A 23,780-nucleotide genomic window follows, 5' to 3' on the forward strand; every position below is an offset into this window, starting at 1 on the left:
GGTGCCTTCCATCATAGGAAGGCACCTGTTTTTTTTGTGCAATATTTATCTGTTTAATGCCTATTCTCTTATATTGGCTGCCGACTGCAGACGTGCGGCAATAGCCAGGAATTCCTCTTCGGAGAATCCAGGTGCGAATTCTTCCGGTACGTCAGGTGCATCGGGAACCGGGAATCCCTTAGGCGAGCCTTCGATGACTTCAAGCGGCTGGCCGTCCTCCGGATGCGGCCCCTTCCAGATCTGCTTAATCGCCGTGAAATCACCTTCGCTGTTCGTGTACAGCTTCGTGTGCAGTCCGCGTGATTCGTATTTGCGTGTCTCGTTGAAGGCCTTGTTGCTGAGGGAAGGGATGGGGACGAGTTTGCTTACATCAACTCCCGTAGCCATCTCCAGCGCTTTGGCATAAGCCACAACATGGACTCCACCCCGAACGAGCAGATAACCTACTACTTCACGTGCTGCCGGATGATCAGTTAATTCGTATACCTTCATCTTATGCGCGCGGGCCCCGCATTCGAGGAAGAAGTTATGCAGCAGATCGAGAATCAGGTTCCCGCTGTTGAACACATATTCCCCGCTCCAGGGGCGGCCCATAGAGTCAAAGGGCATAGACGACTGCGCACCGCCGAGCGCAAAATAGGTATTTCGCGCATCCTTGAAAGGTTCCAGCGGAGTCTGATCAGGATCCTTATACGATGTCGATCCGAACAGGCATTTATTGACCGCATGCGACACCAGCTCTACATGCCCCAGCTCTTCCGCAGTGATGCTCGTCACGAGGTCGTAAAAGGGCTTGAGCTTTTTTTTGCCGCGGAAATTGAAGGATTGGAACAGATAGTTGTTCAGAGTCGACATCTCGCCGAATTTACCGCCCATCAGCTCTTGAACTGCGGCCGCGGCATTCGGGTCTGGACGCTCTACTTCGGGAATCTCAATGGCAATTTCGTCAAAACGCTTGAACATAGATGCACCAGCCTCACTATAGATTAATGTTGGCCTATCGGCCATTCTCCGCTCTATAGTGTCTCTATATCAGGTAATCTATACATGCGTTAAGAGCAGCGGGACTAACGTCCGCCCCGCACATGTTTGGATTTACGAAGCTTAGGTTCGGAACCGGGCGGCTGTCTGGAGATCCATTTGAGATACGCGGCAATTTGTGAATCGCGCCTTAAGTTGTCCAGCGTGGTCAGGTCAAGAAGAACCAGATCGCTGTTGGTATACAGGGCATGAATCTGCCGGTGGCAAGCCTTGCAGAGAAGTGCGGTGGGCAGCAGCGCTCCGCCTTTCTCACGGGGAGTCAGATGGTGGACGGTGGTTGCGAGAGGGGAACGGCCGCATAGCTCACACTTGCCCAAGGCTTGTTCTTTCATAGGCTAGGGCCGGACTTCGAAGAATTCGCAGCGGCTGCGCGAATAATAGGTTAAATCGCTGACCCGGGACTGGATGACGACATCCGAGTCTGTGAAGCGGACTACCGTCGCTCCGGAATTCACCAGATGGTCATCCTGGAATACCCGGACGGGCAGCTTGCGGTCAATCGCTTCCTGCAGATCGCTGTCGGTCAGCAAAGGACGGTTGATGGGCATGGAATATTTCTCCTTTATATCGGGATAACTGCTGTACAGCAAATACAATTAGTATACCTGGGTCCAGGCTTCAAATCCACTTCGGCAGCTTCAGTCACCGGATTTCCACCGCGAACAGCGGATGAGATGAAGAAATCTGGGGGCGGGCAGCGGCCGGAAGTCCAAATGTTCACCGCAGTGACGATGAAGCTTCAAGTTCAAACTTAAGTGCGTCTTATATGAATCATAAATATTTCCACCATAAACCGGGAGTTTGCCTCCTCAAAAAAAATATCAGCCTACTGTACACTAAATCTTGTAAGAGAAACCTTTGAGAGGGGTACAGAGGAATGAAAAAAGTAAAAAACCTGGCGCTGACGCTGGTTTCCATCATGCTCATGAGTTCGCTTGCAGCATGCGGAGGAAACAACAACGGCGGCAACAAGGCTGCAGAAGGAAATACAGGTAACAACGCAGCAAGCACAAATGCACCGGCAACTGAAGGGGCTAATACAGAGCCTGCAGAGAAGGTAGAGCTGTCCTTCTGGACACTGGGCAACGTGAACTATGAAGAGCTGGCAACTGAATACACTAAGGAACACCCGAATGTAACCATCAAGGTACAGAACACCGGTGACCAGACGGCCCACCACAACAACCTGACAACAGCCTTGTCGGCCGGTTCGGGAGCACCTGATATTTTCCAACTTGAAATCGGTTTCATGGAACGTTTCCTGGGCGCACAGGACAAATTCTACAACCTGAACGATCTGGGTGCCAAAGACATTCAAGCCAACTATCTGGACTGGAAATGGAAACAGGCCTCTTCGATTGACGGCAGCTTCCAGCTTGGACTTCCGACAGATATCGGACCAACTGTAGTCTACTACCGTACCGATCTGGCTGAGGCAGCCGGCCTGCCAAGCGATCCTGAAGGATTCAGCGCAGCGATCGATACCTGGGATAAATTTGCTACTGTAGCCAAAGCCTTCAAAGAAAAAACCGGCAAGTACTTCTCCGATCTGACGGATCTCACGTACAATGCGCTGCGTGACCAGTCTGCTGACGAAATCTACTTCAGCAAGGCGGACGGCACCTTCATCGGTGACACTAATCCGCAAGTGAAGAAAGCATATGACTTTACTGTAAAAGGCATTCAAGAGGGCTGGATCAGCAATGTTATGCTCTGGTCGCCTGAATGGGGCCAAGGCATGAACGACGGTTCGTTCGCAGTGGTTATGGGCCCGGCATGGATGGCTGGTAACATCAAGAGCAACGCACCTGATTCCTCCGGCAAATGGAAAATTGCCCAGCTTCCTGAAGGCGCCGGCAACTGGGGCGGTTCATTCATCACCCTTCCTAAGGAAGGCAAGCATCCGAAAGAAGCTTATGATTTCATCCAATGGCTTGTTAACAAAGACAACCAGCTGGAATCCTTCAAGACCAAGGGCCTGATGCCTTCTATCCCTGCACTGTATGAAGATCCTGCATTCGTAGACTTCAAGGATGACTTCTTCGGCGGTCAGCAGACGGCAGTTGAATTCGGTAAAGCGGCTAACCGCGTAAAACCGGTATATTATGGACCGCTGCATGACCAGACGGATACCTTCTTCAAGAATGCGCTCAAGAACGTACTTGAGAAGAAAGCTGATCCGGCAAAAGAGTGGGAAGATGCTGTAAAGCAGTCGAAAACTCTTGCAGAGCGCGGCTAAATTCTTACTGCAGTTAAACTTAGTCTAATGAGGAAGCCGATTCCTCTAAAGTCCGGATTCATGGAGAGCTTCATCCTCTGTGAGTCCGGATTTATAGAATATAGGAAAGTATATTATCACGCTGTACTTTATCCTTCTATTCCCCGCTGAAACGGATACCGTCCTAGAGAGGGCGGCATAGCCGTTTCTGCTTGCGTTACGAATTCACTGGAGGTGTGACATGGCTGAGCCCGTATTAGCGAGTCCGCATGCCGAGAGCAAACGTCCTTTTTTGACCGAACAAAGACGGAGCCGCTTCACTGCGTATACATTTATTTCACCGTTCTTTATTCTGTTCTCGATATTCGGACTGTATCCGATCTTCTTCACATTCTATTTATCGTTCTTCAAGTGGGATGCACTGGGTCCCATGAAATACGTGGGCTTCAAAAACTACGATCTGATTACCAGCGATCCGACCTTCTGGATCTCATTCAGCAACACGCTGATCATGGGTCTGATGGGTACCGTGCCGCAGGTGTTCCTGGCGCTGCTTCTGGCTGTGCTGCTGCATTCAGGCATGACCCGGTTCAAAAAGACTTTCCGCATTCTCTATTTCATGCCGAATATCACTTCCATCGTGGCTGTTACGCTCGTATTCAGCACCCTGTTCGGCAACAACGGGATGATCAATTGGCTGCTTAACGGAATCGGTGTAGAGAGCATGGCCTTCAACTCCGGCTGGTGGGGAGTCAAAATCGCCATTTCAACGATGGTGATGTGGCGCTGGACGGGCTATAACGCGATTCTGTTCCTCTCCGGACTGCAGAGTATTCCGATGGATCTGTATGAATCGGCCCGGATCGACGGGGCTAACCGCAGACAGCAGCTGTTCTCCATTACCTTGCCGCTGCTCAAGCCGTTTATTATTTTCGTAACCCTGCAATCGACGATTGGTGCCCTGCAGCTCTTCACAGAGCCGTATGTCTTCCTCGGCCAATCCGGAACCGGATCTACCCGGCAGGAAGGGATTACGATGGTTACCTATTTGTATAGCGAAGCATTCCGCAACGGATTCTTCGGTACAGCGGCGGCTACAGCAGTTCTGCTGTTCCTCGTTACGATTCTGTTCTCTGTTCTGAACATGCTGATTTCCAGAAGCGGCAGCAGAGAGACTGGAGGGAAAAAAGCGTGAGCACACTTCGTATGTTTAGAAAAAAACCGGATGATCTCGGCTTTTTCGGCAAGCTGGGCTTCTATTGTCTGCTGATCCTCGGGGCGCTGGTCTCTATCTTCCCGTTCTATTGGATGTTCGTCGTCGGCACGAATGATAAAGGAGCTGTCTTCCATGTACCGCCGCTATTGACGATTGGAGACCAGTTCTTCGATAACTTCAAGCGTGTGCTGGAAAAATCGGACTTCTTCCAGGCGCTCGGTAACTCGCTGTTCGTATCGTCCATGGTGACGATCTCGGTCGTGTTCTTCTGTACACTGGCCGGTTATGCGTTCGCCAAATATGAATTCCCGGGCAAAAATATGCTGTTTGTATTCGTAATCGCTACACTGATTGTTCCGCAGCAGCTCGGGGTATTGCCGACCTATGTTATTATGGCTAAGCTGCACTGGATTGACAGCTTCAAGGCGCTGATTGTGCCGGCGATGGTTAATGCCTTTGGGATTTTCTGGATGCGCCAGTACATATCCGCTGCAGTTCCAACCGAGCTGATTGAAGCCGGACGGATCGACGGCGGCGGGCACTTCAGAATTTTCTGGAAAATTGCCGTGCCGGTAATTACACCTGCAATGGCTACACTGGGTATTCTCAACTTCATGACCGTATGGAATGATTTCTTCTGGCCGCTGGTGGTGCTGAAGAACAAGGAGCATTATACAATACAGATTGCTCTGCAGCAGCTGTTCACTACCCGTGACGGTCTGGATTATGGAATGATTATGTCCGCAACCTTCACGGCAACCTTGCCGCTGCTGATCGTATTCCTGCTGTTCAGCCGCTGGGTTATTGCCGGTCTGACCTCAGGTGCAATTAAGAGCTGATGAACTGTTATTTGCTGTAACAGGAAATATAGAATGCTGTGAAGAATAATAATGGACAGAGTCAGCAGGAGGAAGGGACCATACATGAAGCTCCGCCGCAAGATCTTGTTCGCTATTATTCTTCTCGTATTCATTCCCGTGATTGCCATGGGGATTGTTACGTATGTCAATTTCTCCAATGCAATGGAGAAGAAATCAAGCAATTTCTACTGGATTTCACTGCTGGAGACGGACCGCAAGCTGAAGTTCGCGCTCAGCGAGATTTCATCGATTACCAATTCTGCGATCACGCAGCCGGCGATTCAGCAATCGCTCAAGCAGCAGAACTTTGTGCTTACCTATGACCGCAAGCAGGAGATTAACAATCTGCTGATCAATCATCCCATGGTTACTTCCTTCAGTCTGTACGGCAAAGACCGGCTGCTCTATCAATACAATGCGCCGATGTCTTTTGCCGATATGCATAAACAGGTCTGGTTTGGGGCGATGGAAAGCGCCGAAGGGCGTCCCGTCTGGTCGGGACCCGGAGAGAACGGCTCGGCAAGCGCGGGCAAACCGGTGCTTGTACAGGCCAGAGTGATTAAAGACTATTATTCACTGGAGGATATCGGCTATCTGGTAGTGTATGTCAAGCCGGATTTGCTCGATCAGATCTTCTGGGAAGCGGCAACCCTGAAAGAAGGGGATATTTTGCTGGTGAACAAGCAGGGCAATATCGTCTTCAACAAGTCCGGTGAGTATATCGGACAGCGTACAGATTTTCCTTTTTTGCAGGAGAATTATACCCAGGAACAGGACTATTACATTGACAATTATCAAGGGGAGCGGTCGCTGATCACTTTTCTGCCTTCACATAATACAGACTGGTATCTGGCTGCGATTACCCCGATGAATCTGATTTCATCGGAATCCGTATCGATCCGCAATATCGCAATTATTCTTGGCATGGTGTCCTTGCTGTCCGCTTTTCTGTTCGACCGCTATTTCATCCGCAGGCTAGTCCGCAGCATTAACAGTGCGGTGAACGGGATGAAGCGGGTTAAGCAGGGGATATTCATGCCGATCACGGTTCCGCTCCGTGCCAATGATGAGAGCGATTCGCTGATCGACGGCTTCAACCGGATGAGCTCGCAGATCAATGAGCTGATCGAGCAGGTGCAGACGGAGCAGGGACGCAAGAAGGAAGCGGAGATGCAGGCGCTGATGGCGCAGATTAACCCGCATTTCATCTATAATTCTCTGGAATCCATTAACTCGATGGCGGTGCTGGCCGGCAACAGGGATATCAGCAAGATGGTCATCTCGCTCGGCAGGCTGCTGCGCATCAGCATCAGCCAGAATCAGGAGCTGATTCCGCTGCAAATGGAGTTCGAGCATGTCCGCCACTATCTTGATATTCAGAAGTTCCGTTTCGAAGAGAAATTCTCCTATGAGCTGGACCTGCCCGATTCCCTGAAGATGGTGATGACCCAGAAGCTGATTGTCCAGCCCATCGTAGAAAACGCTTTATATCATGCCATTGAGCAGATGGAGGAGCACGGCACCATAACGGTCAAAGCCCAGGAGAACGGCAAGGATATCATCATTATCGTCAAGGATAACGGCCCGGGCTTTGACCTTGCGGTGCTGATGAGCCAGTGGAACAAGGAACGAGCCAATCCCAAAAAATACAGCGACAGCGGGGTGGGGCTGAAGAATGTACATGAACGCCTGAACATCCGGTTCGGCAATCCTTATGGCATTCTGGTCTGCTCCTCCCCCGGTTTCGGATCAGCGGTTTGTATCCGGATTCCGAAGATTCAGCCATCATGAGAAGGAGACAGGGAATGAAGGACCAGCGGAACGTTGCGAAATGGTTGACCAATTGGGGTTGGATTCTGCTCTACATCGTGCTGATGGCCGGTGCGGTCTGGTTCATTATGCAGGAGGACCGGGAGCCGATTGAAGATAATTCTCCCGAGAAAATCACCTTGACCTTCCGGCATTTCTGGATCAAGGAGCATGACCGGCCGCTGCTGGCCATCTTCGAGGAGGTTGTGCAGAGCTACCAGGAGAGTCATCCGAACGTGAAGGTGAACTTCGAAGGACTCGACCAGAACATTCACCGGGAACAGAAGCTGAAGAGCGAGATGGTGACGGGCACACCGCCGGATATGTTCGTTTTGTTCGGCGGGGCGGAGATAGAGCCCTATGTCCGTTCGAACCGGCTGATGGATCTGACCGAGTTCGCTGACCAGAACGGGCTAACCAATCAGTTCAAGGACCTGCATCTGTGGACCTTTAACAAACATATCTATGGACTGCCCATTGAAGGCAATGCAGAGCCGCTCTATTACAACAAAACTATTTTTCATAAGCTTGGACTGGGAATTCCGGCAACAGTGGCGGAACTGGATGAGACAATTGTCAAGCTGAAGCAGGCGGGGTATATCCCGTTTGCCTTAGGGAATGAGGACCGCTGGCCTGCCGGGATCTTCGCCCATTACTTAATGGACCGTTATGCCGGTCCGGAGCTGATTCAGGAGCTGGTGACAGGCGAGAGTGATGCGGGCTTTCAGAACAGCGGCTATTTGCAGGCCTTCCAGCATCTGAACCGGTGGATCGGCGAAGGCGCGTTTAGCAGCGAATCCAATGATACGTCAACCGAGAATGCAGTGCGCCTGTTCACTGACGGGAAGGCGGCGATGTATCTTAACGGAAACTGGGACATCAATCTATTCTCAGGCCAGACAGCTCCGGCGGAATTTCAGAACCAGGTGGGTGTGATTCCTTTTCCGGCGCTGGTCAAAGGGGCGGAGCCGTCGATTGCCGGCGGCTATACCATGGGGATCGGGCTCTCATCGAGCCTCACCGGTGCGAAACGGGAAGCTGCGCTGGAGCTGATGAAAGGCTTTTATACCAAGGAAATACAGACGCGTATTGTGTATGAAGGTCTGAGAATACCTTCAATGCGGATTGCCTTCGATCCGGATAAGACCGGACCGGTATTCGCCCAGGTGATGGATCTGATGGAGGAGAGTCACCAGAGCTTCGTTCCTTACGATAATCTGTTGTCGCCTGAAGTGAAGAAGACATTCTTAAGTGTAATTGAAGAGATGATCGGCGGAGGCATGCAGGCCGATCAGGCTTTGCGGGAGCTGCAAGATGCGTCGAAGCAATACTGGAATCTGATCCGGAGTTCGGACGTTCAATAAACCCTGGGGGGTGCAATAAGATGAGTGAGCATCAGGAGAAATACAAAGTACTGCTCGTGGATGATGAGCCGATTATTCTGCGCAGCCTGAAGGTTGCGATTCCTTGGGAAGAGCTGGGTATGACTATTGTTGGTGAAGCAAAGAACGGTGAGGCCGCTCTGCAGCTGATTCAGGAGACCTCACCGCAGATCATAATCAGTGATATCCGCATGCCGGTCATAGACGGGATTGCTCTGATGAAAGAGGTGCTGCCGCGCAGCTCCAAGCTGATCTTCATCTTCATCAGCGGCTACGGTGAGTTCGAATATGCCAGGGAAGCCTTGCGGCTTGGTGCGTTTGATTACCTGCTGAAGCCGATTGATCATGAGGAGCTGGCGGTGATGCTCACCCGGGCCAGAGAGCGGCTTGACCGCCAGAAGGAGAACGAGCAGCTGATGCTCTCCGTACAGACCTTGTCGCTGCTTGCCCGCGAGCGGATGCTGGCCGAGTTCACGCTTGGCAATCCGCGCCCGCTGCAGCATCTGAAGTGGCTGGAGAACAGTGAGCTCGAGGAAGAATATTTCATGGCCGTAGTCCGTCTGGATGACTATGCCGGGCTTACCGCCAAGTGGAGTGCAGAAGAGAAGCATCTGTGGCTGTTCGCGGTCCGCAATATTCTGGAGGAATGGTCGCTGGAGAATGGGGCATTGTCGATCTTCCCGTTCTATAACGGGGAATGGATACTGCTCTTCCCGGCCGCCATTAGCACCGGCAAAAGAGAGCTCGGTGAACAGCTGATCGCCGGCATCAAGCGTTACTCCAAGCTGAACTGCTCTGTGGGTATCAGCCGCACCACCCGGGGGATTGATCAGTTAAGCACGGTCTACCCTTTAGCGGCTCATGCCCTGTATCAGCGCTTCTATTCAGGCCAGGCGGGTGTGTTCATCGAAGAGGAGACGGCGGCAGCCGGCAGCCGTGAGGTGAAATATCCAAAGGAGCTGGAGCTCTCACTGATTGAGAGTATCCGCACACTAAATCTGGAGCGCATGCTTGCCCTGTTTGATGAGATGTCTGTCTTCATCGAATCCCAGGCCCTTCCGCAGCAGCTGGCGGAACGCCTAATTATAGAGATGAGTGTGGTGCTGTACCGGCAGTTCGAGCATCTGAACACGCATAATGAATGGACAGTAGAGATTCTGCTAAGCAAGCTGCACGGCTTAGGAACGCTGTCGGATATGATTGAAGTGCTTAAGGCGGAATTCCGTGATTGGCTGCAGCAGAATCACAGCACAGCAGCCCGCGAAGACGGGCGCAGCATCATTGAGAAAGCCAAACGGTATATTGAATCCAATTACCATAAGGATCTCAGCATCGAGGAAGTGTCCGAGGTGGCCGATCTCAGCATCAGCCATTTCTGCACTCTGTTCAAACAAATCTCGGGCTACACCTTCCTGGAGTTCGTCACCCACTGCCGGATGGAGAACGCCAAGTACATTCTGCTGAACAGCACGGTGAAGGTCTATCAGGTGGCTCCGATGGTCGGCTATCAGGACCCGCGATATTTCACGCAAGTGTTCAAGAAGGCCACGGGCAAGACGCCGACGGAGTATCGTGAGGAGCATGTGAAGCAGGCTTGACGCAGCGGGGCGGATCAAACTGTGAAGAGCAGATAAGGGAATAAACGTACGAGCACCTTCGGGTGCTTTTTTTTATGGCCATAGAAATGATGATACCTCGTCAGTAACCCCTCTGATTTCACCGGACGCGAGCCAAAGGAGAGGCGATGTATGCGAAAAACCGAATACAATGTGCTATTGCGGAAGAAATGGGGAACATATGTGCACTTGGCGGCCCAGAATTAGTCTGAATGAAGTAATGTGCGGCGGCCTTAATATCTATAAAAGCCCCGTAAGCCCCATAAGCCCCAGCATCATTCACTTGATCGGGGGCTTTTTTTATGGAACAGTGTTCATTCGTAACGTGAAAGAATTGAGTCGCGTTCATCGAGATAAATTAGATGTATTGAATAATAATCTATTTAAAAACTAGACTAAATAAATTAAAGTCTATATATTAATAGACAGATTAGATATATATCTATTTAGTCTATATTAATATATGGGGGATATGACCGTGTTAAGGAACAAGTATGTAAGAACGATTATTATGTCAAGGGTATTGCTGCAACTCGGGGTGTGGGTGAGGAATTTTGCGATTCTGCTGTATGTGACGGATATTACGCATAATGATCCCTTCTATGTCTCGCTCATTTCGGTGGCCGAATATGCTCCGATCTTTCTGTTTGCAATTATTGGCGGTACCTTCGCGGACCGGTGGCTGCCCAAGCGGACGATGATGATCAGTGATGCGTTATCGGCATGTTCTGTCTTTGTTGTGCTGCTGGTTGTCATGTCCGGATCATGGAGAGCTCTGCTGTTGGCAACGCTGGTATCGGCTATATTGTCACAGTTCTCACAGCCTTCTGCGATGAAGCTGTTCAAACAGCATGTGCCTGAAGATCAGCTGCAGAGTGTGATGGCCATGTTCCAGTCGCTGTCTGCGTTCTTTATGGTCATTGGCCCGGTAATTGGCGCTTTTATCTATAATCATTACGGGATTGAGGTATCGCTTATCGTGATGATCGGTATGTTCACCGGCTCTGCGCTCATTCTGGGTCTGCTGCCCAAAGACGCGCCGGAGCAGGCCGGAAAGAGCCGGAACGGAATCATGGCTGAGATGAAATCCGGACTGGATTATGTGCGTTCAAGCCGGGTGCTGCGGAATCTCGGGTTGGCATTTGCGTTTGCGGGACTTGCCGCAGGGCTGATCCAGCCGCTTAGTGTATTCGTAATTATTGAGAATCTAGGTAAGGACAGAGGTTTCCTGCAGTGGATCATGATGGCGAACGGGGCAGCGATGCTGCTTGGCGGAATGCTGATTATGAGCAAAGGCAAAGCCGTGAAACCACAGACAATGCTCGCATTCGGCCTGTTGGTCAGCGCGGCCGGGACAGTCGGCGTGGGCTGGTCGCATCATACAGCACTGACGATCACGCTGCAGACCCTGACCGGATTCTTTTATCCGTGTATCCATATCGGCATCAACACACTGATTCTGCGGAATACCGAGGCTGGCTATATGGGCAGAGTCGGCGGAATTATGGGTCCAATGTTCATGGGCTTCATGGTGATCGGGATGTCTGCAGCCGGCTATCTGAAAGGAGTCTTCTCGCTGTTCGCGGTATTCACCGGAAGCGGCGTACTGTTCCTGATCGCTATGCTGATTCTGCTGCCGCTGGTCAGAGCGAAGGAGTCTGGACGGCAATCTCTTCAGGGGTAACTATGACATATGTCATACATGAGGGTTGATGTTTATGACTTACAAGGGTGACACTTTCTTCTCTATAATGTAGATAGATAAGTATCCTTGAATGGATGCATCCGAGGAGGAAACGATCCCGATGACTACAAACCAGACATCCCAGCTCTCCAGCTTGAAGAAAAGCGTAGCCCCTTACGAAAAAACAGACCGTAAAGCGAGCATCTACCAGCTCATAAATACACTTGGACCGTTAGTGCTGTTATGGACAGCCGCTTATTTCAGCTTATCCGTTTCCTACTGGCTGACACTGCTGTTCGCCGTTCCGGCTGCAGGTTTCGTCATCCGTACCTTTATTATTTTTCATGACTGCTGCCACGGGTCATTCTTCAAGAACCGCAAAGCGAACGATATTCTCGGAACGATTACTGGTGTGCTTACCCTGGTCCCTTACCGTCAGTGGAAGCACAGCCATTCCATACATCACGCCGGAAGCAGCAACCTCGACAAAAGAGGCATCGGCGACATTTGGATCATGACCGTGGATGAATACGAGGCGGCGAAACCGATGCAGCGTCTGTACTACCGGATTTACCGCAACCCGCTGGTAATGTTCGTAATAGGTCCGATTGCCGTCTTCCTGATCCAGTACCGCTTCAACGCCAAAGGAGCCAGACGCAAGGAACGCATGAATACGTACCTGACGAATTTCTCCATCGTAGCGCTGTATAGCGGACTGATTATGCTCATCGGCTGGCAGGCGTTCCTGCTGGTGCAGCTGCCGATTGTGTTTGTATCCGGGTTCCTCGGCATTTGGCTGTTCTATGTGCAGCATCAGTTCGAGGATACCTACTTCGAGCATGATGAGGAATGGAGTTATGTCAATGCCGCAGTAGAAGGAAGCTCATATTACAAGCTGCCGAAGCTGCTGCAGTGGATTACCGGCAATATCGGTTTTCATCATGTGCATCATTTAAGCCCGAAGGTGCCTAACTATAATCTGGAATTGGCCCACAATGCCACTCCGCCGCTGCAAAAAGCTACAACGATTACACTCAGCACAAGTCTGCAGGCCTTGAAGTACCGTCTGTGGGATGAGGAGCACAAAACGTTCGTCAGCTTCAAGGAAATGAAGCAGCGGCTGCAGCAGAAGAAGCCTGCGGCGGCCGAGGTGCTGAAGGTGATCAAACCAGGATTCCAGAGTAAATAGAAGCCGTCATAGAAGAGAAAGGCAGGACCGGGAGATCACGCCACAGGTTCTGTTCTTTCTTTTTGTCCAAATCATTCTGCAGAATTGCCGGTTTACATAAGCTTTGTGCTAAAATGGGGGTATAATCTTGCTGGCAAAAAGGATGGCTAACATGCAGAAGTGGCATCATATTTTTCATAAAAGCACGGGTCTGAGCCCTTATGTATGGGTCGTTTTTTACATTCTCCCGTTCTATTCCATCTTCCGTTCGGCTTCGGCAGGCCGCTGGGTATACGGAATCCTGATGATTATTGTCTTCTTCGCCTGCTATGTGCTGGCGTTCAAGTCGAAAGGATGGGTAGTCTATTTCTGGACCAGTGTGCAGATTGTTGTCTCGATAACGATGACGCTGCTCTTCGGGTATATGTACTTTGCGCTGTTCCTGGCTTTTTTCATCGGGAATATCCAGAAACGGGCTGCTTTCTTCACCCTGTACTCGATTCATCTGCTGACAACGATTGTGGCCATCAACTATGAGCTGATTACGCGTAATCCCGTGTTCCTCTCGCAGCTTCCGTTCGTGCTGGTCAGTATCATTGCCGTGGTGCTGCTGCCGGTAACGACCTATAACCGCAACAATCAGGATAAGCTGCAGGGACAGCTGGAGGATGCCAACAAACGGATCTCCGAGCTGGTTATTATGGAGGAGCGCCAGCGGATCTCCCGTGATCTGCATGATACGCTGGGGCAGCGGCTGTCGCTGATTGGCCTTAAGAGTGACCTGGCAGGCAAGCTGATCACCAAGAATCCGGCGCAGGCCCTGATCGAAATTAATGATGTCCGGATGACGGCCCGCAGCGCCCTCAAGGAAGTCCGGGAAATGATTACCCAGATGCGGGGCATCCGGCTTGAAGATGAGCTGGTCCGTATCCGGCAATTACTCCAGGCAGCAGAGATTGGCTACATGCTGGAGGGTGACCCTAACCTGACCAACACTTCCCTGATTACCGAGAATGTGCTGAGCATGTGTATGAAGGAGGCCGTGAACAATGTGGTCAAACATAGCGGTGCCTCGCTGTGCCTGATTCAGATCGAACCTTCCCGGACCGACCTGGTCATCAAGGTGAAGGATAACGGCGCGGGAATTGAAGGGACTAATCACTACCATAAAGGTCATGGGCTGCAGGGGATGAGGGAACGGCTTGAATTCGTCAACGGCAGCATGGAAGTGGTGCGTGACGAAGGAACAACAATTGTCATTAAGGTGCCCAATGTTGCACAGCGGCCGGAAATGGAGGTAAACGTGTAATGATTACAATAGTGATTGCCGAAGATCAGCGCATGCTGCTGGGGGCGCTCGCTGCTCTCCTGGATCTGGAGGAGGATATGAAGGTTGTGGGCCGGGCAGGCAACGGGGAAGAGGCCGTGAAGCTGGTGAAGCAGCATCAGCCGGATATCTGCATTATGGATATTGAAATGCCGGCCATGACCGGCCTGGAGGCAGCGGAAGCACTGAAGGGTTCAGGCTGCAAAATTATGATCCTGACCACGTTTGCCCGGACCGGTTATTTCGAACGTGCAGTTAAGGCCGGTGTCGATGCTTATCTGCTTAAAGACAGTCCAAGCGAAGAACTGGCGCTGTCGATCCGCAATGTGGTGGATGGCAGACGGATATACGCGCCGGAGCTAATGGACGAGGCCTACAGCAGCGAAGCCAATCCGCTGACGCAGCGCGAGAAGGAGGTCCTGGGACTGATCGCGGATGGCAAGAACACGAAGGAGATCGCCAGCCAGCTGTATATTACGACCGGAACGGTCCGCAATTACATCTCTGTCATTCTGGACAAGCTGGATGTAGGCAACCGGATTGAGGCGATCACGCGGTTTAAGGAGAAGGGCTGGTTCAAATAATTAACTATAGGAACGGCAGCTGTCATTTGTGACAGTGGGCCGTTTCTTTTTTTTGCAGATAGAAGGCTTATTCTTAGGAACCGGCAGACCGGCAGACCTAAGGACCGGAGCAGAACCGGACTTTGCTTGAAGCAGAGGGCCCGCCAGGCTCTAACTGTATTTAGTGCAACTAAAATCGCCTGACGGTACGGGTTAAGCAGGATAACTGCATTTTATACACTTATATAGACTGCCTTTCGTTTATTGATCGCTTTTCGTGATTTTTAGTTGTACAGAATACAATTAACGGAATAAATCCGCTGGAAAGTTTGTTTTTAACTGTACGAAATACACTTATTCCCTGTATACGTTCTCTAGATAAGTTTACCTAATATAAGACGCACTAAAGAAACTAACAAATTTGGAACTGTAGGAGAGGATAGCGGTCGCCCGAGAGCTTTCCGCAGGAAAGCTAGCTTCAGAAGCATCAGCAGTCACCGGATTTCACCGCGAACAGCAGCAAATAATCAAGAAATCTGGGGGGCGGGCAGCGGCCGGAAGTCCAAATGTTCACCGCAGTGACGACTAAGCTTCAAGTTCAAATCTTAAGTGCGTCTTATATAGCTAGGTCATATTTACTATTTTTCCCACGGAGCACCCTCCTGGATTGGATCGGTGGAATATTTTTGCTAAGATAAATGCAAACATGTGATCTTATCCGCGAGAAGTTGGGTAATAACTTGCATGTATCATAACCGCAGTGCTATTTATGCCGCTTATATCCTATTTCAGCCGGGAGGAATCTGATTTGCCTGAACTTACTTCATCATACGTTGATTCACTTGCGCCCAATGCTGCAGCTATCAAGAACGGCCAAGGCCTGGTCCGCAAAAAGAGCTTCATAGAGCTCCATCAGTCGGAGAACGGAGAGCTGCTGTTTGGTAAATGTGCAGGGAGCGGCAAGACTCCATATGAGTGTTCTGTGGATTTCATCGTGCCGGACAGTCCGGTATTCCGCTGCAGCTGCCCCAGCCGCCAGTTCCCCTGCAAGCATGCGCTGGGCCTGCTCTATGCCCGTGTCGAAGGCCAGACGTTCAGCCCTGCTCCCGTCCCTGAGGACATAGCCTCCAAGCGTGAGAATGCTGAGAAGCGGGAAGAGAATAAGGTGAAACAGGCGGCCGAGGGTGCTGAGCCTAAGCCGAAGAAGATTAATAAATCCGCGCTCAAGAAAAAAATCACCGCACAGCTTGAAGGGCTCGATATGCTCGAGAAGCTGGTGCTGGGGTTCGTCCGCGGCGGGCTGTCCACCATTGACCGTTCGAGCATGAAGACGATACAGGAGCAGGTGAAGCAGCTTGGCAACTATTATCTGTCAGGTGCGCAGATTGAGCTGCGCCGGTTCACTATCCTAATGTCCGGCGGCAATGACCAGGAGCAGAACTATACATATGCGATGGAGCAGCTGTCACGGCTTCATGCATTTATTAAGAAGGGCCGGGCGTATCTGCTGGCCCGGAGCGAGGACCCTGAGCTTGCGCTCGACCATGAATCGACCATCGATGAGTGGCTGGGACATGCCTGGCAGCTGAGCGAACTGAAGGAATACGGCCTGGTGAAGGAAGGGGCCGAGCTGCTGCAGCTGGCCTTCTACAGCTTCAATGATATGGCGCGGCTGGAATATGTGGATCTCGGGTATTGGGTGGACCTCACTGCAGAAGGCGGGAAGATCCACCGGACGGTCAATTACCGGCCGTATAAGGCAGCTAAGCTGATGCGGGAGGAAGACAGCTTCTTTGAGATTGCCGTGGTCCCTCAGCTATATACTTATCCGGGGGATATGAATGCGCGGGTCCGTTTTGAAGCGATGACTCCAAGGACAGTGCAGGGCCCGGATATAGAACGGGCTACTGCCCAGGCTCACCATTCCTACGCTGAAGCTGTCAAAAAAGTGAAGAATCAGATCAAGAATCCGCTCAGTGACAAGCTGCCGGTGATGCTGCTGCATGCCGCCAGCCTGGGTGTTACGGAGAGCGGCCAATATGTTATTACAGATGAATCCGGCAGCAGCCTGGTTCTGGAGGATATTCCGTCTCTGCCGCAGGGAACCGTGCATATGCTGCCGTTTGTGCCAGCTGCCGCTCATACGGACTGCTTCCTGCTGGTGATGTTCGAGCATAACCTGGACAAGGGAAGGCTCACTGCCCAGCCGCTGACAGTCATTAAGAATGATGATATCATCCGCTTGCTGTACTAGAATACACTCAAGTTCATTCACATAGGAGGACAGTCCATGAGCACAGCGTTATTACAGGAGCTGCATCAGGAGATTAGAAGACTGTATATTGCCGGAAGCGAGCTGGCGGCTGGAGACTTCCGCCTGAAACGCCTGCTTCCGCAGTTTCAGCAGCTGGGGGAACGTGCCCCGGTCTTTAAGAAGCTGGGCGAGGGCGTAGCTTCATTACTGGAGCCTGGCGGCGCAGAAGGGACCGCTCCCGGCTTTCAATTGCAGGAGCTTACGCTGCTGCTGGAGTCGGTGCTGTATACCCAGGGGACTACAGCAGCTGACGGAACTCCCGGTCCTTTGAAGGCCTTGAGCTTTGCCCTGAAGACGAATCAGCCTTACCGTAAGATTGGTGCCGTTCAGCAGGCGCTCAGCACAACCGGAAGCGGCAGATACGAAATTGTAATTGATGCCTTTAAGGAAGGTGTTTTTCAGGATTTACGGCTGCTGCCATCGGCAATCTCGGCGCTGAACGATCCGTATTCAGAACTTGCGGATTTTGCAATGAACGATATTCTTCCGTCTTATGGACCGGACATTGCCGGGTACCTGCTGGACAGCTTTGATCCTGCCGGCGGCCGGGCTGAGGTCCGCAAGCTTGAGGTGATCGGCAAGGTGGGGGGAGACCGGTATCTGGAAGAGATCTTCCGTGCCGCCGGAAGCGGCAGTGAAGACATCCGGGTAACCGCTATGAAATGGCTCGCCGGTCATGAGCAATATATCGGTGCACTGCTGGAGTGGACAACAGATAAGAAGAAGGCTATCCGTGAAGGCGCATTCTCGGCACTGGCTGCGGGCGGTTCACCGCAGGGCGGAGAGCGTCTTGTGGAAGCTTTCACTGCGAAGAAGGACCGTGAGATGGTCGCCGGTGTACTGGCGGGCAGAGCCTCCGCAGAGGTCTCTGCCAAGCTGGCGGTACTGTTCATGGAAGAACTGCAACAAGCGCCGCAGAATAATGAAGACAAGAAGCTGACGGAGACCGCATGGAATGCTCTTCTCCCGTTCGTGACCGCTCTGCGCCATGTGCGGAGCCCGCAGCTGGATGAAATCTACAGCTATGTCCTTCAGGAGTATGCCCGTTTCTCCCCGCTGGGCTGGATTCCGCTCATTGACCAGGCAGCCTGGTACAAAGAGAACACTCCGGGCGGAGCTGCACTGGCAGAGCTGGAGGCGCTGGAGAAGCGGAGTGTGCGTTTCCTGCCGAATTACTTCCATGCCGCCCAGCGGGTGATGACTCCCAAGGAGCTGTTCAACCGGTTCGGCGGAACCTTTATGGATAAATTGAAGGCGCTGGTGGGCAAGGATGCCAAAGATGCGGCTCAGCGCGCCCAACTGCTGATTAATACGATTGAGGAGCAGGTCGTAGATATCCGCCGCAGGGCGTATGAAGTGGAGTGGGATGCTTCGGGAATCAGGCAGCCGTACAGCAGGGAAATGCTGCCAGCCGGGGAGATTGCGGCAGCCTGGGATCCGCGCTGGCTGGACTGGTTCATTCAGCATGATGCGGTTAACCTGGCAAGCGCTTTTGCCCGGCCGGGCCATAAGGGCGTACGGGACTACCTGCTTGGCAAGCTGCAGGAGCCGTTTAAACGCCAGACTTATGATCTCATTTCTAATATTTTCAAAGGTCTGGAAAGGGCCGGGGTGCCGGAGCCTGAGCGTCTTGAGCTGCTGATGACAGCACTGGAGAATAAAAATGCTCATACGCCTTATACGTTTGAGTTCTACTTATTTAAACTGATGGAGCGCTTCCCGGCCAGCTATGCAGGCCGTCTGGAAGCAATAATCCCTAAATATAGATATGAATGCAGGCAGCAGCTGGAGTATGTACTGAACAGCTTGAAGAGTGCGCAATAATCCAAGGCGGATTTAACTTGAGCAATGTATTAGAAGAGTATCTATAAAGGAGAGGTGTTCATGTCGACGGAACAAAGCCAGCTTCAGGATTACATGCGTCTGCCAGCCGAGGTTCTATACCGTGAGGAACTGGAGGCATTACGCAGGGAAGATACAGGACGTATCCCTGCCGGGTGGCAGATGTCCCCGCGATCGGTGTTAACCTTCATTGCCGGAGGCAAGGCGGGCAAGACCGTGATTACCCCGAAATATATCGGCAACACGCGGCTGATTGAGATGGCGGTCGCCACGCTGGTGACCGACCGTGCCCTGCTGCTGATCGGGGAGCCGGGAACGGCGAAGTCCTGGCTGTCCGAGAATCTGGCGGCTGCGATCTACGGCAACTCGGGTCTGGTTGTGCAAGGGACTGCCGGAACCAGTGAAGAGCATGTACGCTACTCGTGGAACTATGCCATGCTCCTGGCGAACGGCCCTACACCGGAGGCGCTGGTCAAGAGCCCGATCATGCGGGCGATGGAGGACGGCGGCATAGCCCGGTTTGAGGAGATCTCCCGCTGCGCTTCCGAGGTGCAGGATGCACTGATCTCCATTCTCTCGGAGAAGACGATCTCCGTCCCGGAGCTGGGCAAGGAGACCAGTGCCCGCAAAGGCTTCTCCATTATTGCCACCGCCAATACGCGTGACCGCGGCGTGAATGAGATGTCAGCGGCGCTCAAGCGCCGGTTCAATATCATCGTGCTGCCGGCACCGTCCGATCTGGAGACGGAGCTGTCGATCGTGAAGAAGCGGGTTGCGGAGATTGCTTCTTCGTATGAGCTTCAGGCTTCCGTTCCGGCGGATGAAGCACTGCTGAAGGTAGTGACGATCTTCCGCGAGCTGCGCAGCGGCATGACGCTCGATAAGAAGGAGAAGGTGAAGACACCGGCGGGTGTAATCTCCACGGCGGAAGCCATCTCACTGCTGACGAACAGCATGGCCCTGGCAGCCAGCTTCGGCAGCGGAGAATTGACCGACGGGGATCTGGCTGCCGGCCTTCAGGGGGCTATCGTCAAGGATGACGACAAGGATAAGCTGGTCTGGAAGGAATACCTCGACAATGTTATGAAGAAAAAAGGAGCGGACTGGCGCGGACTGTATCAAGCCTGCAAGGAGATGAACGAGTGAGTGGCGCGGCGGTTGCGGCCGGTGTGAATATTTTTGGGGTACGCCATTTGTCTCCGGGCGGTGCAAAGCATCTGCTGGAATACTTGAATGAGCTTCAGCCGACGGCTGTCCTGATCGAAGGACCCGGAGATGCGTCTGACGAGATTCGTCATTTGACCCACACCGTCACGAAACCTCCGGTTGCGATTCTGGCCTTTACTGAGGATTTGCCTGTACGGACGGTGCTGTGGCCCTTTGCTGTCTACTCCCCGGAATACCAGGGAATGCGCTGGGCGAAGGATCATGGGGCGGAGGCGGAATTCATCGATCTTCCCTCCTCTGTAACCCTTGGTCTGCAGGATGCCCTGCGGCATGAATCCGGGAGCAGGCCGGTGCTCAAGCCTGCGGCGGATGAACAAGGCGAGCCTACGGATGATGAACTGCAGGAGCAGGAATCGGTGTATAGCCGGATTGCCCGGCTCGCCGGTGAACCCGACTATGATATGTATTGGGAACGCAATTACGAGCATAACGCCAGCAGCGGAGCATACCGTGCGGCGATACTGGCGTTCTCTGCACAGATGCGTGAGCTGTCAGGGTCCCGCGAGCGGATTGAGCAGCCCCGTGAATATGCCTATAACGCGCTGCGCGAAGCTTACATGCGGCGCCAGATCCGGAAGAAGATTGAATCCGGACATCAGCCGGAGAAGATTGTAGTGATCTGCGGCGCTTACCATGCTGCTGCACTGGCCGACCTTACAGATGTAATGACCGACAGCGAGCTGGCGACCCTGCCTTCACGCAGCACGAAGCTGACGCTGATGCCGTATTCGTATTATAAGCTCTCCACGATGTCCGGCTATGGTGCAGGCAACGGGGCTCCGCATTACTTCGAGCTGATGTGGGAGCTGATGGAGTCCGGACGGGCTGCGGATCTGCCGCATCTCTACCTGTCATCCGTGGCAAGACAGGTACGCGGCCATGGTACGCACCGTTCCACCGCCGAAGTGATTGAAGCGGTCCGGCTGGCAGAGTCACTGGCAGCTCTGCACGGCGGGAGCGCGCCTACGCTGCGTGATCTGCGCGATGCCGCCCAGACGCTGCTCGGCCACGGTGATCTCTCCATAGTTGCCGAATCACTGGCACGGGTGGATGTCGGTACGGCAATCGGCAGCCTGGCCGAAGGTGTCAGCCAGACACCGATCCAGGATGACCTGAACCGGCTGCTGAAGCAGTATAAGCTGGAGAAATACAAGTCCACAGTAGCCAGCGACCTGGCGCTCGATCTGCGCGAGAACCGACGGGTGTCAAGCAGCGAAGCGGCCTACCTGGATCTGCACCGTTCCGTGCTGTTTCACAGGCTTGCGCTGCTGGGCATTTCCTTCGCGCGGAATGTGCCAAGCGGCCAATCCGGGGCGACCTGGGCAGAGCACTGGATTATCCAGTGGTCACCGGAGGTAGAGATCCAGGTGGTTGAATCCACCCTTCTGGGCGAGACCATTGAAGTCGCTGCAGCCTATGTGCTCCGTGAGAAGCTGCTGGAATGCCGCTCGATTACTGATGCGTCTGCACTGATCCGCATCGCCTGCCAGTGCGCGATGACCTCGCAGATGGAGGAGGGCAGCCGGGTGCTGCAGAGCCTCGCGGTGGACAGCCGCGATGTAGTTGCTATTGCCGCTGCTGCCCGGGAGCTGGCGACCATCATCGGCTATGGCGATATCCGCAAGGTGGATACCGCTCCGCTTGTGCCGCTGCTGGAGGAGCTGTTCCGGCGCGGCTGTCTGTTCTTGCTGGATGCGAGCGGCTGTAATGATGAAGCGGCTGCGTATATGATCAGCGCGATGAATGAGCTGAACGGCATTGCGCTTGAGCACAGCGAAACGCTGGATACTGCCTTGTGGCTGCAGGAGCTGCTGCTGCTCTCCCAGCGGGATGACCGTAATCCCCGGCTGTCCGGCTTCGCCTGCGCCATCCTGATGGAGCGGGCTGCGGTCTCTGCGGAAGATGTAGCCGCAGAGGTATCCCGCCGTCTGTCTCCGGGTATCCCTGCTGATCTGGGGGCGGGCTGGTTCGAAGGATTGTCTATGCGTAACCGCTACGGCCTGTTGTCGAGGATGAGCCTGTGGGAGCAGTTGAATGATTATATCAATGCCCTGGATGATGAGGAATTCAAGCGCGCCCTGGTCTTTCTGCGCCGGGCGTTCAGCACCTTCTCGCCAAGAGAGAAGACGATGATTGCCGAGCTGCTGGGTGAGCTGTGGGGTGTGAACACAGAACAGGCTGCTGAGATTCTGACAGGCGAGCTGAAGGAGGAGGAAGCCAAGATGCTGGATGAGCTGAATGATTTTGACTTCGGTGACCTATAGATGGGGGAGGATATTAAGGATAACGTACGGAACGGCGCTGTATCGCGCTGGAGGCTGATTCTGGGTCAGGAAGCAGAGGAAGCTTTATCCGGTTACGGGGCAGGCGGCGGGACAGCACTCAGCGAGGAAGAGCTGATTATGGATGCTGCGCTGGCTGCGATCTATAATGAAGCAGGTGCAGGCGGAGCTGACGGAAATTCACAAACAAGTTCAAAGGGCAGAGGTGCGGGATCGGGGCATGCCGCCATTAATCTGTCCAAGTGGCTTGGGGATGTGCGCACGTTCTTCCCGGAGGATGTTGTCTCGATTATCCAGAGTGATGCCATGGAGCGCAAAGGCTGGAAGCAGCTGTTGTTCGAGCCGGAGCTGCTGGCGGCAGTGAAGCCGGATATACAGCTGGTCGGTACACTTCTGGCGCTCAAAGGCAAGATTCCCGAGAAAACAAAGGACACGGCAAGAATGCTTGTCCAGGCACTGGTTGACGAGCTGGTCAAGCTGCTGGAGACGGACATCCGCCGTGCCGTCACAGGCGCGCTGAACAAGCGGCAGCATTCCCCGCTGCCATCGCTGAGCGGGCTGGACTGGAAGCGGACCATTGAGCGCAATCTGAAGCATTATGATGCGGACCGGCGGATGATTATCCCCGAGCGGTTCTTTTATTTCGACCGGGCCCGCCGCAGCAAGGAGTGGACTGTGATCGTGGACATTGACCAGAGTGGATCGATGGCCAGCTCCGTCATTTGGGCTTCGGTTATCGGCTCGATCTTTGCCAGCATTCCGGCACTGAGCACGCGTGTGGTCGCTTTTGACACCGAGGTTGTAGATTTGACTGAGCAATGTGCCAATGATCCCGTTGACATGCTCTTCGGCATTCAGCTTGGCGGCGGTACGGATATCCACAAGTCAGTGAAGTACTGTGAGCAGTTCATCGAGGAGCCGAAGAAAACACTGTTCATCATCGTTTCCGATCTGTATGAGAACGGCAACCAGGCCGGACTGGTCCGGCGGATGCGTGAGCTGCGTGAATCCGGTGTGCGTACAATGACACTGCTGGCCCTGTCGGATGAAGGGAAGCCATCCTATGATGAGCGCCTGGCCGCCCAGCTCACCCGTGACGGAACCCCTTGTTTTGCCTGTACTCCGGCGTTGCTGCCCGCTCTGGTTGAAGGGGCGCTGAAGGGCCAGGATCTTGGCGAATTGTCCAAGCGGCTGGGGATGACGCGATAATTTCTTCGTACAGGAAACACTT

The 23,780-nt window shown here is 53.0% G+C and carries 18 protein-coding genes; 15 read left to right on the top strand and 3 right to left on the bottom strand.

The genetic code is table 11. The features are described 5' to 3' along the window. Positions 1-60: 60 nt before the first annotated feature. The 3 genes from PBOR_RS15410 to PBOR_RS15420 all read right to left on the bottom strand — a co-directional run bounded on the left by PBOR_RS15410 (position 61) and on the right by PBOR_RS15420 (position 1,589). Positions 61-963: a manganese catalase family protein gene (locus PBOR_RS15410; RefSeq protein ID WP_042213046.1), complete on the bottom strand. Its 903-nt coding sequence runs from the start codon at positions 961-963 to the stop codon at positions 61-63. A 104-nt stretch (positions 964-1,067) separates the two neighbouring features. Beyond that, positions 1,068-1,373 carry an HNH endonuclease gene (locus PBOR_RS15415; protein WP_042213047.1) on the bottom strand — a complete coding sequence of 102 codons (306 nt, stop codon included), beginning with the start codon at positions 1,371-1,373 and terminating at the stop codon, positions 1,068-1,070. 3 nt (positions 1,374-1,376) lie between these two features. After that, a complete protein-coding gene (locus PBOR_RS15420; protein ID WP_039298136.1) occupies positions 1,377-1,589 on the bottom strand; it encodes a hypothetical protein in 213 nt (70 codons plus the stop codon). Positions 1,590-1,918: 329 nt separating this feature from the next. On the opposite strand from PBOR_RS15420, the gene PBOR_RS15425 reads away from it, so the two are divergent. The 15 genes from PBOR_RS15425 to PBOR_RS15495 all read left to right on the top strand — a co-directional run bounded on the left by PBOR_RS15425 (position 1,919) and on the right by PBOR_RS15495 (position 23,758). After that, on the top strand, positions 1,919-3,280 hold the full coding sequence (locus PBOR_RS15425) for an ABC transporter substrate-binding protein (RefSeq protein WP_042213050.1): 1,362 nt from the start codon (positions 1,919-1,921) through the stop codon (positions 3,278-3,280). Between the two features lie 220 nt (positions 3,281-3,500). Then, on the top strand, positions 3,501-4,454 hold the full coding sequence (locus PBOR_RS15430; protein WP_039298140.1) for a carbohydrate ABC transporter permease: 954 nt from the start codon (positions 3,501-3,503) through the stop codon (positions 4,452-4,454). Continuing rightward, positions 4,451-5,314 (top strand): carbohydrate ABC transporter permease, encoded by an 864-nt coding sequence (locus PBOR_RS15435; protein WP_042213052.1) that lies wholly within the window; start codon positions 4,451-4,453, stop codon positions 5,312-5,314. Before PBOR_RS15430 ends, PBOR_RS15435 begins: the two co-directional genes overlap by 4 nt. An 84-nt stretch (positions 5,315-5,398) precedes the next feature. Further along, positions 5,399-7,126, top strand: a complete 1,728-nt coding sequence (locus tag PBOR_RS15440) for a cache domain-containing sensor histidine kinase (RefSeq protein WP_042213054.1) — start codon at positions 5,399-5,401, stop codon at positions 7,124-7,126. A gap of 14 nt (positions 7,127-7,140) precedes the next feature. Then, positions 7,141-8,508, top strand: coding sequence for an ABC transporter substrate-binding protein (locus PBOR_RS15445; RefSeq protein ID WP_042213057.1), 1,368 nt, complete (start codon positions 7,141-7,143; stop codon positions 8,506-8,508). A gap of 20 nt (positions 8,509-8,528) precedes the next feature. Next, positions 8,529-10,124, top strand: coding sequence for a response regulator (locus tag PBOR_RS15450; protein ID WP_042213060.1), 1,596 nt, complete (start codon positions 8,529-8,531; stop codon positions 10,122-10,124). A 496-nt stretch (positions 10,125-10,620) separates the two neighbouring features. Further along, positions 10,621-11,826 (top strand): MFS transporter, encoded by a 1,206-nt coding sequence (locus tag PBOR_RS15455; RefSeq protein WP_042213062.1) that lies wholly within the window; start codon positions 10,621-10,623, stop codon positions 11,824-11,826. A 121-nt stretch (positions 11,827-11,947) separates the two neighbouring features. Continuing rightward, positions 11,948-13,015: a Delta(5) desaturase DesA gene (gene desA / locus PBOR_RS15460; RefSeq protein WP_042213065.1), complete on the top strand. Its 1,068-nt coding sequence runs from the start codon at positions 11,948-11,950 to the stop codon at positions 13,013-13,015. A 151-nt stretch (positions 13,016-13,166) separates the two neighbouring features. After that, entirely contained in the window at positions 13,167-14,303 is a 1,137-nt protein-coding gene (locus tag PBOR_RS15465) for a sensor histidine kinase (RefSeq protein ID WP_042213068.1), read from the top strand. Continuing rightward, a complete protein-coding gene (locus tag PBOR_RS15470; RefSeq protein ID WP_042213070.1) occupies positions 14,303-14,905 on the top strand; it encodes a response regulator transcription factor in 603 nt (200 codons plus the stop codon). Before PBOR_RS15465 ends, PBOR_RS15470 begins: the two co-directional genes overlap by 1 nt. A gap of 787 nt (positions 14,906-15,692) precedes the next feature. After that, positions 15,693-17,138: an SWIM zinc finger family protein gene (locus PBOR_RS15475; RefSeq protein ID WP_042219448.1), complete on the top strand. Its 1,446-nt coding sequence runs from the start codon at positions 15,693-15,695 to the stop codon at positions 17,136-17,138. Positions 17,139-17,174: 36 nt separating this feature from the next. Beyond that, entirely contained in the window at positions 17,175-19,022 is a 1,848-nt protein-coding gene (locus tag PBOR_RS15480) for a HEAT repeat domain-containing protein (RefSeq protein ID WP_042213072.1), read from the top strand. Between the two features lie 60 nt (positions 19,023-19,082). Beyond that, positions 19,083-20,186: an AAA family ATPase gene (locus PBOR_RS15485; RefSeq protein WP_039303646.1), complete on the top strand. Its 1,104-nt coding sequence runs from the start codon at positions 19,083-19,085 to the stop codon at positions 20,184-20,186. Beyond that, positions 20,183-22,531, top strand: coding sequence for a DUF5682 family protein (locus PBOR_RS15490; RefSeq protein ID WP_042213075.1), 2,349 nt, complete (start codon positions 20,183-20,185; stop codon positions 22,529-22,531). The genes PBOR_RS15485 and PBOR_RS15490 overlap by 4 nt, the downstream gene beginning before the upstream one ends. Then, the gene (locus tag PBOR_RS15495) at positions 22,532-23,758 is read left to right on the top strand and encodes a VWA domain-containing protein (protein ID WP_042213077.1); all 1,227 of its coding nucleotides are present in this window, start codon (positions 22,532-22,534) and stop codon (positions 23,756-23,758) included. Positions 23,759-23,780 lie beyond the last annotated feature (22 nt).

The sequence above is a fragment of the Paenibacillus borealis genome (assembly GCF_000758665.1).
Classification (GTDB): Bacteria; Bacillota; Bacilli; order Paenibacillales; family Paenibacillaceae; genus Paenibacillus_AQ; species Paenibacillus_AQ borealis.